Source organism: Mycoplasmopsis californica (assembly GCF_000695835.1).
GTDB lineage: Bacteria > Bacillota_I > Bacilli_A > Mycoplasmatales > Metamycoplasmataceae > Mycoplasmopsis > Mycoplasmopsis californica.
Genome location: NZ_CP007521.1, coordinates 452,033 through 469,385, shown reverse-complemented (window position 1 = coordinate 469,385; position 17,353 = coordinate 452,033). Strand labels below are relative to the sequence as shown.

Sequence of the window (17,353 nt, the reverse complement as noted above, 5' to 3'; positions counted from 1 at the left end):
ACTCCTATTCTTGAATTTTAGCAAGCATTGCAATGGCTGCTGTTTCAGCTCGTAAAATTCTCTTTCCTAATGAAATAAATATAATTTTAGAATAATTCAGGTCTTTAATCGCTTGAATTTCTTTGTCATTAAACCCACCCTCAGGGCCAGCTACAATCAATGAATTAGTCGTCAATGAAGTGATTTGATATTCAGAATTCAGTGTTTCGTGAGCAACATAGATTGTATAGTTAAGTTTGGCGTAGTGTGAGATTGTGTTTAAAAGTTTATCTGGTTGAGTAATTTGGGGCAAAATATTGCGAAAACTCTGCTCGGCAGCGTTTTTTATTTTAGTTTGATAACGCATATATTTTTTGGGATTGAAATTGCTTTCAATTAATTTATGATTACAATATTGAGATATGGTTGGGATAATTGTTTTTACACCTAATTCCACTGATTTTTCTAACATTCATTCAAAACGGTCTGGTTTAATAATGGGAGCTGCTAAAACTACATTACCATTAAATTCATTGTCAATATTTCATTGTGCAATTATGTGTGCTTTTTCAGTGTTTTTTTCAAAAAAACACTCATAAAATTGATTTTTATAATTAATTAAAAAATTCTCGTTTTCAAGTCGAGCAACTTTAATGTGGTGCAGTAAATTGGAATCAAGGACAAAGGTATCTCCATCTTTTTGGTCGCAAAAAAATCTATGCATTTAAACCTCCATTTTATATGTTTAATTATACATTATGGAATAGTTTTAAGCGTTGATTGAGATATCAAAAAAGCAAAATAAAAACTAGCTTACGCTAGATTTATTATTAGAAATTAGGAATTTTGTCTCTGTTTTGGTTTTTTTCACCAGTTTGGAGATCTGAGCTTGTTCAAGAATTATTGAATGCAACGTTTCGAGTTAACTCATCAATATCGCTTTCTGATTGAGTTTGAGTATCATCTGGTTCGGTTTTATTCATTTGTTGTACTATTTCTTGTTCAGTGGCAATAAAGCTAAATTGTAGGCTATCATCTTTTGAATCTGGACTTTCGTAATTACCAATGGCTAATCTAGTGTCGATTGTACTATCCATATTAAAATGTTCAATTAAAGAATTCTTAAGGGCAATTATTTCAGAATATGCTGAATGTTGGTCAAGTAAGCAGTGGAATATAACGTGTGAAAAACTTTGAGGTTTATCAATTATGTTCGCTGATTCAGTTGCGTTTGCAAATACGGACTGAATTTTGTTATCACCTTGAGCTTTGCCTGAGCCAATCACGATTTTACCGCCATTTTGCAAGATAGCTTTAAAATCATTGAAGTCGACATTGATTTTTGTTGGTTGATTAATAATTTGTGTTATTGTACTTAAACACTTGGCAACTATTTCGTCAATCATTTTAAATGCTTGTGAAAAAGGAAAATCTATATTTTGTTGAACTAGTTTTTCATTGCTCAACACCATGTAGGCATTGACACTGTCTTTTAATTGTCTTAATCCCTGATTTGCGATTGCACTTACACGTGAACCTTCGAACTGCTCGAATGGAGTTGCGACCATTGCAAGTGTTAAAATACCTTTTTGTTTGGCTGTTTGAGCAATAACCGGTCCAGAGCCTGTCCCTGTCCCTTTACCTAGGCCTGCAACGACAACGACGATGTCAGCACCCTCAATAGATTTTTCTATTTCGTCAATGCTTTCTTTAGCACACTGAGCCCCGATTTCTGGGTCACCCCCTGTACCTAGTCCTTTTGTTGAGTCACCTAAGTAAATTTTTTTCTCTACTGGGCAATTGTTTAGTACTTGAAAGTCTGTGTTAGCAACTATTAAATCAATGTTTTCTAATTCTTTTGAAACTAAGGATGAAACAATATTGTTGCCAGCGCCGCCTACACCGATTACTTTAATTTTAATTAAGTTTTCAGTTTGCGACATATTAATTCCTTTTTAAGCATTATAATTTTTTGAAAAACCAAAGATTTTTTGCAAGAAATTCTTAGGTCTTAAATTTTCAATGTCTGTTAGTGTATTTGCTAGGTTAATAACTTTATTGCCGTTTGCAAATACACTCGCTCCAAGCTGAGCTGGGGTTAAATTTGTATTCTGAGCCATACTTAAGTCAATGGCTGATACATTCAACGATGTATATTGTTTTGATAAATACTCTAAATATTTTGGCTGAATTCCGCTGATTATATAGTCGACATATTGGCCTTGACCGTAATTATCATTATATGATTGTGTAATCATTTTAAAAACGATCTTACACATCAAATTCCCTAGGGCCTGAAATATTGTCCGTTCTTTTGAATCTTCGTTGACATTTTTAAGATGAAAATTTCAATTATTAACTACTGCATTTACAATGTGTTTGGCAACTGTAATACTGTGATTGTATTTTTTAGCAATGTTTGCAAAGAATGCTTCAAAATTCAAGTTGTATTTTTGTTTTCAAACAGGTATTGAGTTAAAGAAGCCATTAATTATAATTGAGTCTCAATTAAGTTCCACTAAAACTGAGTGAGTATTTTTTTCTTGCAAAACATTTTGGCACGTTGAGCTTAATAGAATTCGCTTAAACTCAATTGAATTCTGGCTGAATGTTTTGACAATGGCAGTATATTTAGTGTCTTTTTTGTCAATCAAGACCATACTGTGATAAAAAATAATTTTATTTGCATTTTTGTTTAGTGGGAAGTGAGCATACTTTTTACTTTCGCCATTAAACACTGTTTCATACATAAATGGAGCTTGAGATATTACATAATAGTTAGGATTATTTCTAGCAGATAATAAATATTTGTCTAGTTTGTCTTTGTGAGCAACTTTGACTTGATGCTCAACTTTAACTTCATAGCTATTGTGCAAAATTTCATTTTGGACCATTGCATCATCTAAAATCAGTGTATATTCAATGATATTTTTTTTACTAGGCAATTTATTTTTAATAAATAATTTAACTTCATTTATTAAATTTTGCAATATTTCAAAATCTCATTGTGCGATGCTTCGAGCAAATACAGAACTAAACGAAGCTGTATTGATAGTAGCGATATTGACATCGATTTTTTTATCAGATATTTCAAAATTCACTGAGTACTTGTTCATTTAGTTCTCCTTTCGTTATTTTAACTTAGTTAGCACACGTAGCTTTGCACTGCGCGAGCGATTGTTTTGCTCGATTTCGTCTTTTGATGGAGTGTAAATTTTAACGCTGTACTCTTTTGTCTCGACAACAGGCATTTTTGCTGGCAATTTATTTTTAATTAAATCGCCAAAAAAATGTTTTACAATCCTATCTTCTAATGAGTGAAAACTGATAATGGCAATTGAGCCACCACAGTTAAGCAACTTAAGGCTTTGTTGCAACATTGAGCGCAATGAATCTAATTCATTATTAACTTCAATACGAATTGCCTGAAATACAGCTTTGCAAGGGTTTTTTACCTTAACAACTTTTGCCGGCAAACCACTTCGTATCACATTAGCTAATTCTAATGTTGTCTCAATTGGGCGCGAATACACGATGGCATTCGCAACTTGACTAGCAAGCTTAACCTCTGCGTTATCGCGTAATATACGCACCAATTGAGCAACATCATAATTATTTATGATATAGTGGGCATTAAGTTCTTGTGATTGATCCATCCGCATGTCTAGCGGGGCATCTTTGTTGTAACTAAATCCTCGAGTTGGGTTATCAATTTGTGGTGATGATATTCCTAAATCCGCCACAATTCCATCAACTTTGTCAATTTTTAACTTTTTTAATTCTTCAGTAATATTTTGGAAATCTGAATGAATTAAAGTAAAATTGTTGCTTATTTGACTTAATCTGCTACGACTTTTTTCTATCGCGAATGCATCTTTATCAAAAGCATACAGATGACCAGTTGTTAATTGTGACAAGATCTTAGCGCTATGACCGCCCATTCCCAATGTTAAATCAAGATAAATTCCATCTGGTTTGATTTTCAGGGCGCTAACGGTCTCGTTTAATAAAACTGAATAATGTTTGTCCAGCATTAACGTTCCTTATCAGCGAGCGCTCTAGCAGCTAAGGCAATATCTTCATCGCTAATTGATTGTTCATAATTTTTAAAGGTTTCGGCTCCTCATAATTCAACAAAGTTACCAACCCCAATAAAAATTACATCTTTTTGGATTTCTCCTTTAGCTAGTGCGGGTTTAGGTATAATGAAGCGCGCTTGTGCATCCAATTCAATTTCGTGTGTATTACCCAAAATATATCTTTTTAGCATTCTGGCGTTGGCATCATAAATGCTTTGTGCATTTAAGTTTGCCGTCATTGAGTTAAACTCAGCTTCGTCCCTCAATTCGATTACATTATTCATGCTAATAGTCAAATAAAATTTGCTACCCAAAGCATCACGCAGCTTTGCTGGCAACGCCACACGGTTCTTAGCATCAATTGTTCGTTCAAATTGTCCGTACACCACTTCCTCCCACTAGCTACCACAATTATAGACCTTTTTATGTTTTTAAATGTTTAAATTTATTTAAATTCTTTAATTTTTGTCTCCAATCGTTGTTAATAAAATTAAAAAACGCAATTTTAGCCGTTTTTATTAGCATAAATTGCGTTTTTTAATTTTGTGAAAAAGTGGTAATTTTTTCACTATTCTTTATTTAAAATTCCAAAAACATGAGTGACATCGCTAACTTTACCTAAAATCGTGATTAAATCACCCTGCTGTAACATTGTATATCCAGAAGGTAAAATATTTTCAGCGCCCCGTTTGATTAAAACAACACTAACACCTTTTTCGACAAATTTTGCTTCTTTTAAAGTTTTATTAATAAATTTATCGCTAGTTAGTAGGGTTGTCCCCATTACAAAACCATCTCCTAATTCCTGTAAGCCTAGTGAATACTTAGCAAAGTTTGGGTTGGCAGCAATTAAAGCTGTACGTACGCCCGCTTCTTTTTCAGGGCTAATAATAGTTTTAACTCCAATTTGGCGCAAAACATTTGCGTGTCTTTCTGATTGAGCTCGAGCTATAATGTTATTTACTTGCAACTCAGTTAAAGCTGCCACAATTTCAGTATTATCATTTGTTGCCACCACGACAATATCGATGTCTTTAATTCCTAAGGCTTCTAATGAAATTGGATCGGCACCATCAGCGACAACTAATTTATCCACCCGATTAGCAAATGGTTTAAGATTTTTTTCGTCCCTATCTATTAGCAACAATGAAACGTTCATGGTTAGAAGCTGATTAATAACCGCACTACCAAAACGACCTGCACCAATAACTGCAATATTTTGATTTAATTTTTTACGCATAAGACCCCCGCAAAATTTCTATTTAATTATATTATGTTATTTTTATGTTTAATGTATTAAAATTTAATATATGAATAAAAGTGATATGTCAAATCGTTGGCGAAATTCACGCTTTCGAGCCAAAATTTCTGCAACTTTACACTGATTGCGTAAAGTTTCAAATGTAAGAATAATATTTTTTACTTATTTATTGATAGTTTTAGCTTCATCACTGTTATTGTGAAGTCCTATTACGCATGCTGAAGAGGGTAAAAATAAAATTTCATATATGGATGCAATTTTTACAACTGCATCAGCGTTCAGTGACACTGGTTTAGTTAGTGTCGATTCATATTCAACTTGAAATATGTTCGGTCAAGCAATCATTGCAACACTAATTTTATCTGGCGGAATTGGAATTTTTGCGTTAAAAATATTCTTTATTTCAATTTTGTTTCCCCGGGCTAAAAACTCTGTTAATTCAATGCGAGTTATTGCACACGAACGAGGCTCTGATGAATTAGGCACTACAAAACAAATAATTCTGCATTCTGTAGCAACTTTGTTAATCATTACTTTTATTTCGGGTATGTTTTTAAGCTTATATTTTTATTTAGCATCACCAAGATCGACTGGAAATATTGATTTTCATGGTCAATTTATTTCGCCAAAAGGTAATGTTTCACTCGCTTTTCGGTATGGTTTTTTTCACACGATTTCAGCAATAAATAATGCTGGTTTTGACATAATTGGTCAAAACTCTTTAATGAGTTATTACTGGAATATCGAGTTGCAATTATATTTTGCATTTCTATTTTTAATTGGGGGATTAGGTTATCCGGTTATTTATGATATTACCGGCTTTATAAAACATCTACTTACTAATCGCAAAAATAGACAACGTTATATTTTTAAATTGATAACTAAAATTTCCGTTACTACTTATTTAATTACAACTTTAATTGGATTTTCATTGTTGTGTGCTTTTGAATTTGCTGCTAAATCGAATTCTTTTGCATCTAATGGGGATTATGGAAACTGAGCACAAAAAACTTGACAACTTTTCTTTTTAAGTTTATCAACTCGTTCAGCAGGATTTAGTACAATTCAAATCAATCATTTAACTAATGGCTCAATTATTGTATTAACAATTTTAATGTTTATTGGCGCTGGTCCTGTGTCAACGGGTGGTGGGGTACGTACCACAACAATTGCAATTCTAGTGCTTGCTATCTTCAATAAAATATTGGGACGTCCAACTGTTAGAGTCTTTAAAAGACGTATTCCGGATGAAACTGTGAAAATGAGTTCAATTGTCTTTTGTATTTCAGCCTTTTTAACCTTTGCGTGAGTATTGATTATTTCTTCAAGTTTAGATACTTATGGAGGTAAATTAAACGCGATTGAGTATAATTTTGTTCATTTAGCATTCGAAGTTTGCTCAGCGTTAGGAACATCGGGATTGACCGTCGGTGTGACACGTGATTTAAATATTGTGTCAAAAATATTTTTAATTATAATGATGTTCATCGGTCAATTTGGTATTACAAGCAGTGTGTTGGTGTGAGGAAAAAAAGCTAATAATTCATTCAAGTATGAATATATTCAAGAAGAGGTTATGATTGGATAATTCAATATTAACCCCATCTCAACTTACACACATTTCAAAACGAAACAATAAAAAAGCATATACAATTTTCTTATTAATTTTGGCTTGCCTACTGATTATTAGCTTAATAACTGTGTTTTTTACATGAAAATATATTGAAAATTTAAAAATTACGTTAATTATTTTAATTAGCATTTCCATTTTAATGTTGTGATGTGCCTTGGCCTTAAATTATGCTCATTTTTGCTTGTTAATAACTCGAATTTTGAATCAAAAAGACAAAAACACATCTAATAAATTTAAAGTGAACACTTTTTCTATATTATTTAAAACCTTTTGCGCAGTGCTATGATTTAATAGTACACATCAAAAATCTGATTGAATAACTCAAAAACAACACAAACAACTTAAAAATTTACTAATAAAAACTCAATAAAATACTCGTCTTCTCAAGTTCTTTGTTTTTGGCATTAAAAATAACGAATACCTCAATTTTATATTGGTTTTCGTTATTTTTAATTTATTTTTAATGAGAACATATTCCGGTTTTGTATCTGAAATAACTTTTGAAAATAATTGGTAAATTAGATCGTGATATAGACGAGATCTAATTAAGACCTAGAATATTTATTATGTTTTTTCGATCACCCCGTACTTTAAAGCAATATCTTTAAACATGTAGATATTTAAAGATTCATAGCCTTTAATAAATGTAATTTTCATTTTAGAATAATAAACGTTGTCATAAGAATGAACGATTCCTAAATATACTACACATCTATTTATATGTTCTGAGTTTTTGACTCTAAAAAGCAGTGGATAAGATGAGGCGCATCAAAAATTTCATCTATTATTAGCTCAATTGCCACGATTGAAATTATAAGAAAATTTATCAAGCATTATTTGTTCTTCATTTGAATTAATATCAATAAAGCTTTCAATATAGTTTTTTCTATTGCTATTATTTTTTAATAATTGTAGTAGTTTTGATAAATAGGTAATTAGACAACCTAACAAAATAAAGTAAACAATAAATACCTAAAATAAAGCATGTAAGATAAATGTATATATTTCGATTTCGAATTTGAAGAATTTTTTAGCTATCCAAGAATTAAGTAGTGATTGCAAGATGGTATAAATTATGCCTACACCTATAATTAAAATCCTTTTTCACAAGAATGTTTTATTTTTGATCTCAAAAAATCAATAAAATATTCTTGTAATTTAATATTATTTGCTGAAAGATAGTCTTCCGACCTAAAACCTATACTAAAAACAAAACGATTCTTAATTATGAGCCAAATAATAGAGATAAGGCATAATTGAAATGGCGTTAAAATCATAATGTAGATAATATCCAAATTGTTATATCGTTCATTAATTATTCTAAATTGTCTTCTTTAATATTATTTTTTAGTGTTCTTATGTATCAGCCGTTGTTTGGGCTATATATTTTTGAGGTCCTTGTAAATTTAATTGAAGTTGCTCTTTAACAATTGCAAAATTTTTAGAGTCTAATACTCTTTGTAGTATTAGATTTTTCCGCCAAAAGCACCATTAGGGTAGTTTCCATACATTTTTTACTCGTGTATTACGACTCATTTTATTTGTTTTGCATACTTTAAACCACGGCACAATTATAGAACCCTATTAAGTTGTGTCTTTGTTTAAAAAGCTGGTATATTATGAGTACTATTACAGTGGGTTAACAACCTTAATCATGGAATCTAATATATCATGCAATTGTGTTGCTAATGATTTAATTTCAAATAATTCTTCTTTTGCATTTTTCAAAATATCTTCTAAGCCACTTATGTCTAAATTTAAATTTTTATACAAATTTTCAGTGTAAAACTTGCGTTTTAAATCATTATCAATAGCATTAATTTTATTCTTTATTTTAATCAAATCAGCTAGTTTAGTTAGAAATTCTGTATTTTGATTAATTGCATTTAAACTTATATTTACAAATGCGTGCGAATGCGTGTGTGAGTGATTGTTTGCTTTGTGATTGTTCTCGTTATCAAGATTATCGCTTTGCTCCTCAGTTAATTTATCCATATCAAAAATGTATGAATTAATAAATAATTTCAACGATTTTAATTTAGCTTGCATTTCTTGGTCTTTAAATCTTTTATTTCCAAGTTGTAACATATATTGGTTAAAAGTGTAAATTGCATTTGCTGAAGTTTGAGTTCTTAATTTCGCAATTGTTGATTTAGTTTGAATTAGAGAATCTTCGATGATATTTTCACTATTTTGTACTCATTTAAGACCTTTTTGAGTAATTAATCAATCTCTGTATATTTGCTTTTGCAGATTGCTAAAACTGTTTTGTTCATTATCGGTTAGAAATTTATCGCTATTTAAAAGTGGATTTGTAACTTTTTGTAATGATGAAATTAAATCCCTTTGCAATGATTGAAATTTTGACACAAATAAAGAAAAAGCTTTATTTTTCTGATTAAATTCTGTTTCTGTTTTACCCAATCTTGACTCTATTTGTCCAATTATATGTGTAAATTTGGCTCATTCTTCGCTAATTTTTGCGTTGTCGCCAGTTAATTTTGGTTTATCTGTACTTGAGTTAGTGCAAGAAAATGCAAGCATAACAGGCGCGGTGGTGATTAAGCCTAAAGCGATCTTAAAATTTATCTTTTTCATAATCTAAATATCATACTAAATAATTAAAGCAGAGCACTTTCTTCCACTTCTTTAACTAGATCATTAATAGATTTAACTATCTCCAAACTAGAAGAAAGGTTATATTTTTGTTCTTTTGCAATTTGTGCTTGCTGAATTAATTTATTTAACTTTTCTTTAGTTTCGTCTTTTCTAGCGTATTCTAATTGCTGTTGCGCTTTTTTAATGGCGCCAGAAAGAGCTATTGATGTTAATTTAATTCTTGATTCAATAGCTAATTTTGCATATGCTTTTGCTTTTTCCTTAGCATCATCTATTGAACTCGCTTTTTTGAACAATTCATGTACTTCATCTAACTTACTATTTTGAACGCTAAATTTGCCATTAATTATAGTTGATGAGTTAACAAGTGTTTTTATAAATTTAACTTCTTCTTCACTATATAAATTTCCAGCCTCAGCGCTATCTAATTCAAGATCGTAAATAAAATCTTTAATCTTTTCTGGGTTTAAATCATTGTCGGCATCAATATATTGAGTGATTTCATCTTTTGTTTTAAATTTATCAATAGCTTCTAAATTATCATCGAAACTCATCGATTTGGTTGATGAGTTTTCAATTTTGCCCTGTTTATTATCGTTATCTTTTTTGGTATTTGAATTTTTTGGAACATCTATCTCATTAGATTTAGTTAAAAAACCTTCAACAATTACACTTTGAGACTGAATAGGTTGATTTTGTCCAGTAGCTTTGAGCGCAACATTCACTACAACTTGTTCCAGATTTTGTTTTGTGTTATCAGAAACACTAATGTGGTGGGTTAAATTAGCTTTATCTTCAGTAAATGATGAAAAATCCTGCCCTGTATATTTTGTTATGATGGCTAATTTAGCTTTTGAATCAATTGCCGAATTGATTTCATTAATGAATTGTTGAGCAGTGTTATTTTGGTAATTTGCACTGATTTTTACACGTTTTTTAATTAATATATTACCAATTTTAGCGATGGTATTTCAACCTTTATTAAAGCTTATTCCTGGTTTACCATCAAGATCGAATAAACGATCAAACATGCCCGTTTTAGCATTTTCGGCTGTGAAGAAGGCATGAAATTCATTTTCGCCGTGAGCGTGTGAATGTTTACTTAAATGGTAAATATATTCACCACTTTTATAATCACCTTCAATATCAAAATATTTGTCTTGTTTTAATCAATCAAGCAGTTTAACTGGATCGCCATTAAATTCAGAATGTTTTTGTCTATAAATTTTACCAAATTCAATAGCACTCATTGATTGTGCTTTCGAACCTATTGAGGTGCTAATTGTAATATTACCTATTTTTATCTTTTCTTCAGTATTTTTTTTATCCTCATTGTCATGCTCAACCAACTGAGTTAAATTATTTAATATAGCTGTGTGTAGCGTTTTATTTGCAGTAATTTTCAGTGTAAACTTAACGCTTTTAAGTTGGTCTTCCACACTTACATATTGATAAGTGTTGTGGTCAATTGGTTTAGTTAAAAATAAATTTATGTAGCCGATTATATCCTCGTTAGATTTAGCGTTTAGTTGCATCATTTTTAGACGGTTCTTAATCTCGATTGGATACATTTTTTTACCGATTTCGTTGGGTTCTAAATTATCTAAATCAGCTTGTACCTGATTTATATTTTTGTTGCTGTTGCAACTTGACGCAGCTAAAGCGATTGGTAAAATCGATGATACCCCCAATACAAATGATAGTTTTTTATTCATATTACTCCTTAATTTGTGTGTTTTTCAGTAGTTATGAGTATTTATTACTCATTAAATTAAATTATTTAACGAAATGAAAGATATATGTTAATCATTTAAATTATATTGCAAATTCTATAAATATTAATTAGTATAAATTATAAATTTTAGGGGCAATAGTACGCAATTTGATGTATGAATATTTTAAATTATGTCCTTCTAAATATAAAAAACACAGCCTAAACTGTGTTAATAAAACTAATTATTTTTTGCATTATAAATTGAACGCATAACATTTTTAACTTGAGCTTCTGAAGGTTTTCTACCCATTTGCAAAAACATTGCACGAACCATTTTTTCGTTAATTGGAGGGTTTTCTTTAATTTGTTTTTGAATTTTTGATCTTGCGATAAAAAACCCGATTAAACCACCAATTAAACCTACAAATAAAGAAACAAATATAATGGTTAATACCCATCCGGTTGTCCCCATAAATACCTCCTTAAATATTGTATTATCTATTTTACCATAAATTATTTATTTTTTACTGGTTGATATCCTCGAATCATATCTTCTAAAAGAATATCTTCCATTTTTTTGCCTTTATTATATTTTGTATCAATTTTATCGCCATAATAAATATAAACTAGAGTGTGATCCCGACCATAGCGAGATGCTGAAAGATTATTGGATCTTGAATTGTATGTTGTAGTTCTACCGAATCATCCTTTTTCAACTAGGAGTTGAGTTCCTGCTATCCAATAATCGAGAGGTTGTTTTGTATCATTAAATCCAATTATGTCTAGCTTGCTTTTATATTTATTTAGTAATTCTTTATGTTTTTCGATTGCTTCTTTAAACGATTCTGTGAATCCGCTCATTAAGATTGCTTCGGCTGTTAAATTTGTACCATTTCAAAATAGTCATTTAGGATTTGTATTACCATACATCATCCTTGCGAAAAATGCATAAAATCTTCAAAGACTTTGATATGCAGATGATTGTTGTTTCATTTCTTCCGCTGTAGCATAAATTTTTTCAGTTTCTGAAAGTTCCTTGAAGTACTGTTCAGCAAGCGGTTTGACAAATACTTTAATAAATTTAGATGCCTTACCTTGAATTAATCCACTTATACCGCTAGAGGCATTAAACTGACTTTTTGAAGCTCCATACATTGCTCCATATATACCTTTTGTTTTGTCCTGTGGAGAATATTTGAACATCAAATTTAAGAAGTCTGAATATGCTTTTGTATCTAATTTACTGAAAATAGACTCAAAAAGATTAATATTATCAAATATTTTACCTAGCATTATCGTGTCGCCATCCATAATGAATTTTGTGCCACCAGTTTTAAATGCATCGAGAATTTTTTGTTTTATTTCATTTGGTTTAAATGTATCAACTTTTTTTAATACCTCTAAAATTTCACTAACAATATTTTCTAAAATTTTAGTTTCTACACCAGCTTTTAAAAATGAATGAATAAATTTTTGAATGGTAATATCATCCTGCTCAGGTATTTTTACGCCAGATTCTCTTAATTTTTGAGCCATTATTTTGCCCAAAGCGTATGCTATTTTTTCATTTTTTGTAAATATTGATTTAATTCAGGAAGTTAATGGTTGTTTAATTTTATCTTGGTCGATAGATTTGAATACTGTTGCCACAGCCTCTGGTCACGTTTCAAGGCTGCTATATTGTTCAGTTTTTGCAAAAAGTTCATTAATAAATAGGTCCAATATAGTTTTTAATTCATTTGATTTAAACGCACTTTTAGCTGTCTCCAACGCATCTTCGGGACTTAAACCTAACTCAACAAGCGAATCGGTAATTTTAAAATCATTGCTAAATTTTTGAACATTTTCATCTTTAGATGTAACTGATTCAATTAATTTTGAAATATTAGATTTTAACGTTTCATTATGAGTTGCTAATGTTTTAGATTTTAATAAAACTTGTGCGTATTTATAATTTTTAAAATCTAACTCTTGAATGATATTTTTGACTAATTCAGCTCCAAATGTAGAAGTGTCTGTATTAGTTTGTGCTGTTGAATTTAGTGCGTCTAAAACGTGTTTTACAAGACCTAAATCTTTGATTAATTGTGGCAATTCTTGATACAAATCGCTAACAAATTTTTTGTTAGCTTCTGTTTCGACATCAACTCCATAAGGGGTTATGCTATCTTTTCATAATCCGTTCAACAGTTTAAAAATACCATCAGTTGAAATTAAATTAGTAATCAAGTCTTCTATAATTTTTTGAATTTGTTCTCTTGAAGATTGGTCTTTTAACGCAATTTTAATTAGATCAAAAATATTTTTGATTTCGATGATAGCTTCTTTATCTTTTTTAATTATTGCAAAAACTAAATCTAATATCTCATTAATTTGGTTTTGTGATTTTGTAAATGTGTCAGATAAAGCTCTAACAAAATCAGTCGAATTCATATGTTTTTCAATCAATTCACGAGATTTATCACCCATTTTGACATAAATGTGTTGAGCTATTTTTTGATTATTTGTTACGTATTTTAAACCCAGATTAATTATTTTTTTAATGAATTCTGATTGTTGTGTCAATATATCTTCTTGAACAAAGAATTTAACTAAATCAATCGCCTTATCGCCTAATAAATTAGTGGCGATTTGAGAACCAAATTCAGCTCAATTTAATTGTTTAGTATCCTTAGTGATTTCGCTGACTAAAATATCGAATAGTTTTGAGAATATTTGAGTTTTAGATTCTAATTTATCAAATTTGGCTAGTAGGCTAGTTAAAAATTCCTTGATTTCATCTTTACTTATTCCATTATCGGGCGCAAGCTTTGTGAGTGCATTGTGTGTAAATGTCGATAGTAAATCTATTAGACTTTGACTGGTTGCATTAGTTTTTAGTAGTTCAATTATTTTTTCTTTAATAAATTTTTGCTGTTCGCTATTTTTTAATCAATTATTCAATATTTTTTCAATACTTTTGGTATCGGTTCCTGATGCGAGTTCTGCTAACGAATTTTTAACAAAATTTTGAGCTAGGTCATGTACTACATTCTGGTTTAATAAATCTTTTGCAAAAGCCAAAAACTGCGGAACATACTGAGTATATGTTTGATCTTTTAAATTTTTTGTAATTAAATTAGTTATTACAGAGTGAATTTCTTCGATATCTATAGATTTGGAAATTAATTTTAAAACTGCTGGAATTGTTTTTGAGTTATTTTTTACGATTTCAAAAATTATTTCAGAAACGGAGTTAATTTTTGCAATTTTATCTTTATCAATTGTACTAATATCATTTAAAAATGAGGTAATTAAATCTTCGAATTCAGGTAAGATAACTATGGATTGGATTGCTGAGTTAAATTGTTCTAAATTAACTGAATTTGAAAGGTTTTTTGGTAATTTTGAATATATTAGTTCGGTAATTTTCTGAATAGTGATTTTATCTTTTTTTACTGAATTTATTAGGTTTTTAATTATTATTCGCACTGTTTGACTGTGCTTTGGAAGGTCAGTATTTATAATAGATTTAATCAGTATTAAGCTTGCATCCAGTGGTTTTGTGGCTTTTAATTTTTTAGATAAATTTTTATTTAATTGACTGCTAAAAGCACGAAAGTCAATCTCATTTGGTAATTTTGCTTTTAGTTGGCTTAGCAAGGACTCAGCGATAACCTCGCTAATACCAAATAATTGGTCAACATTATTCCATGATCTAATTAAATCAATAATCAGCTCTGAAAGACCAAGGTGATTAACACCTTCAAAATAATCAGGATATGTCTCTATAATTCTTCTCGATACATTCTGAACAACTTCGAGAAATTTAGTATTTTGTACAAGGTCTTGTAACACTGAGGATAAAAGGTTTTTAAAAACACTTTTATTTTTTGGGTTATTGATAAAAGTGAATCAAAGCTCTCTAAATGTTTTATTTTTGGCAAAATTCTGGCTATCTTCAATTACATTTACAACTATGTCTACTATTGCTTGTTTAACTGAATTAGCATTTAAAATGGCAAGTAATAATTTCTTAGAATCTGATTTGGAAATAAAACTAGCTCACTCTGGTTTATAGATTAAATCAATAATTGAACTGATTTTCTCTTTAGCAAGGTCGAAATTAACAAAATTAGTTAAAATGTTTTTAATAATAGTCTTAAACTCATTTAAGTCGTTTTTAAATGGGCTTGTTTGTGTAAGGCTGAAAATATAACTAATAATTTTTTGCTCATTGCTTATTTCAGTTTTAAATGCACTCAGGAGATAATTTAATTTTGTTATTTTAGCACCGGGTAAGCCATCATTATCTCAATCTTTTTGCCAAAACTGTTGCTCTACGTTTTGCAGTAATGTAGCAACAATTTTTTGTTCGCTCATTCAAGATTTTAAACTTTTAAGATGTTCTTTATTATTTTTGTATAAAAAGTTTTTTAATGAGTGTTTTGGGTCAATTTTAGAGTAAAAATCACTCTCAAAAAAAGTTGGCAATACACGCTCAAAAATAATTTTTTCTAATCCGACATTGTCTAGAACCCTGCGGAAGTAATTTTGTTTGTTGAATGTTTTTGAATATTGAAGATAACGTTGATCATCTGCCAAAACATAATCCTTAACATTTGGACCAAAAAGTTTCAAAATAGTTGCAAAGGGAGCATCCTTCAACTTAATTTGAGTTAAAAATGAATCAGAATCGGTTAAAAAATAGTCATTGTTTCACTCAATCCCGTTTTTGATATATTCTGTTTGGTCACGAGATGGGTTAACTAATTTGATGAAAATGTCCTGAGCCATTCGTTTATATCCCTTAGCCCCAGGATGGATATCAAAGAGAGTGTTAGATAAAATACGATGATTTTGAACTCAATATTTCGCATCAAAAGGGTTTATAAAATATACGCCATTGGAATTAGCAGTGTATTTAATTTTATTGTTAATCAAATCAATTAAAACAGTGCTCAGACTAAATGAGATGTTTTCACTGTAATTGTTTATATGTCTATCAATCAAGTCTATTATGGTGCTTAATGGTGTTGGAAAAGCTATGAAATTAATATTTGCTTTTGGCGCAATTTTTTTGATTGTGCCAATAAATTCAGTTTGATTTTTTTCTATATTTGTGAATAAATCATTAAATAAATCGCTAACAATTTTTGAAATTTCAGTATAGTCAGGGTTTTTAGTATTTATGTATTCAATAATTTTTGAAAACGGGAATTCGCCAATCTTTGCCGAAATTGTGTGCATAAAGTCATTAGCCCCTAATGACACAGTAATTAGGTTAGAATTGGTTAATTGCTGAATAAGTCTATTGTATTTTTTAGTTCAATTTATACCAAACTTGGATTCAACGATTTTTAGTTCCGAATCTGTAAGTTTATTTGATTTTCCTTGTGATTTTAGCAATAAATTTCAATGTATGAACGTTGTGCCACTAACACCAAAATTCTCAAATGATTCAAGACGACCTAAATCATTAAAAAAAGATGCTATATAAGCGGGATAACTTAGGCCTTTAACACTATTTTTCTCAAAATTACCAGGGTAATCCTTGTCAGAAAAAGCGACAAAACCGGCTGTAATCGAATCTCCTAATGCTACATATTTTACTTGTTCGCTAGCTTTTATTACATTTGGTGAATAGAGTCTGTTTTCAAGTTTAACTGGGTCTTTATGGTCGAATTTGGTTAAAGATTCACGTTTACAATCTTTGCTTTTTTTCTCTAAAGTCGGAATTTTTACATTATCATTAAGGTTTTTTTGTGGGTTAACTTCAGCTGAATGGACAAGTTGTTTTTCTTTTTTTGGAATAAAACTTATACCAACAGCTAAGGCGATTGTGGCACTCAAAATTCCAATTATAGTCGATGCAGTTTTCAATACTCTTTTGCTCATGAATACTTCCAATTTAATTTATAAATTTCAATATATAAAATTATATTAAATAATTAAAAATTTAATATATATTGCAATTGCAATATTTTCTTGTTTTATGTAACCTATATTGATCCTGAAAATCCATTAGTTGAACTATTTTTTTAAATGGAGCTATTTAAGTGAAAATTATTAAAAAAAATAATATTTCA

At 29.9% G+C, this 17,353-nt stretch carries 12 protein-coding genes; 1 reads left to right on the top strand and 11 read right to left on the bottom strand.

Annotation, left to right across the window (positions count from 1 at the left end; genetic code table 4):
• Window positions 1-4: 4 nt before the first annotated feature.
• The 6 genes from MCFN_RS01900 to MCFN_RS01875 all read right to left on the bottom strand — a co-directional run bounded on the left by MCFN_RS01900 (window position 5) and on the right by MCFN_RS01875 (window position 5,298).
• Window positions 5-703 carry a 16S rRNA (uracil(1498)-N(3))-methyltransferase gene (locus MCFN_RS01900; protein ID WP_038561757.1) on the bottom strand — a complete coding sequence of 233 codons (699 nt, stop codon included), beginning with the start codon at window positions 701-703 and terminating at the stop codon, window positions 5-7.
• Window positions 704-809: 106 nt separating this feature from the next.
• Window positions 810-1,922, bottom strand: a complete 1,113-nt coding sequence (locus MCFN_RS03410; RefSeq protein WP_051604563.1) for a cell division protein FtsZ — start codon at window positions 1,920-1,922, stop codon at window positions 810-812.
• 12 nt (window positions 1,923-1,934) lie between these two features.
• Window positions 1,935-3,095, bottom strand: coding sequence for an MAG3720 family protein (locus MCFN_RS01890; protein ID WP_038561754.1), 1,161 nt, complete (start codon window positions 3,093-3,095; stop codon window positions 1,935-1,937).
• 15 nt (window positions 3,096-3,110) lie between these two features.
• Window positions 3,111-4,013, bottom strand: a complete 903-nt coding sequence (gene rsmH, locus MCFN_RS01885; RefSeq protein ID WP_038561751.1) for a 16S rRNA (cytosine(1402)-N(4))-methyltransferase RsmH — start codon at window positions 4,011-4,013, stop codon at window positions 3,111-3,113.
• Window positions 4,013-4,444 (bottom strand): division/cell wall cluster transcriptional repressor MraZ, encoded by a 432-nt coding sequence (locus MCFN_RS01880; RefSeq protein ID WP_038561748.1) that lies wholly within the window; start codon window positions 4,442-4,444, stop codon window positions 4,013-4,015. The genes rsmH and MCFN_RS01880 overlap by 1 nt, the downstream gene beginning before the upstream one ends.
• A 182-nt stretch (window positions 4,445-4,626) precedes the next feature.
• On the bottom strand, window positions 4,627-5,298 hold the full coding sequence (locus MCFN_RS01875) for a potassium channel family protein (RefSeq protein WP_038561745.1): 672 nt from the start codon (window positions 5,296-5,298) through the stop codon (window positions 4,627-4,629).
• A gap of 70 nt (window positions 5,299-5,368) precedes the next feature.
• On the opposite strand from MCFN_RS01875, the gene MCFN_RS01870 reads away from it, so the two are divergent.
• Window positions 5,369-6,907, top strand: a complete 1,539-nt coding sequence (locus MCFN_RS01870; RefSeq protein ID WP_038561742.1) for a TrkH family potassium uptake protein — start codon at window positions 5,369-5,371, stop codon at window positions 6,905-6,907.
• Between the two features lie 609 nt (window positions 6,908-7,516).
• Here the strand turns inward: MCFN_RS01870 and MCFN_RS01860 are convergent.
• From MCFN_RS01860 to MCFN_RS01840, 5 genes are all read right to left on the bottom strand, one after another.
• Window positions 7,517-7,903, bottom strand: a complete 387-nt coding sequence (locus tag MCFN_RS01860; protein WP_038561736.1) for a hypothetical protein — start codon at window positions 7,901-7,903, stop codon at window positions 7,517-7,519.
• 678 nt (window positions 7,904-8,581) lie between these two features.
• Window positions 8,582-9,550: an MAG5150 family histidine triad lipoprotein gene (locus MCFN_RS01855; RefSeq protein WP_038561733.1), complete on the bottom strand. Its 969-nt coding sequence runs from the start codon at window positions 9,548-9,550 to the stop codon at window positions 8,582-8,584.
• 23 nt (window positions 9,551-9,573) lie between these two features.
• Complete coding sequence (locus MCFN_RS01850; protein ID WP_038561730.1) at window positions 9,574-11,286, bottom strand: hypothetical protein; 1,713 nt, start codon at window positions 11,284-11,286, stop codon at window positions 9,574-9,576.
• A gap of 237 nt (window positions 11,287-11,523) precedes the next feature.
• Window positions 11,524-11,757 carry a YneF family protein gene (locus tag MCFN_RS01845; protein WP_038561727.1) on the bottom strand — a complete coding sequence of 78 codons (234 nt, stop codon included), beginning with the start codon at window positions 11,755-11,757 and terminating at the stop codon, window positions 11,524-11,526.
• Between the two features lie 41 nt (window positions 11,758-11,798).
• The gene (locus MCFN_RS01840) at window positions 11,799-17,162 is read right to left on the bottom strand and encodes an SGNH/GDSL hydrolase family protein (RefSeq protein WP_038561724.1); all 5,364 of its coding nucleotides are present in this window, start codon (window positions 17,160-17,162) and stop codon (window positions 11,799-11,801) included.
• Between the last annotated feature and the right edge of the window lie 191 nt (window positions 17,163-17,353).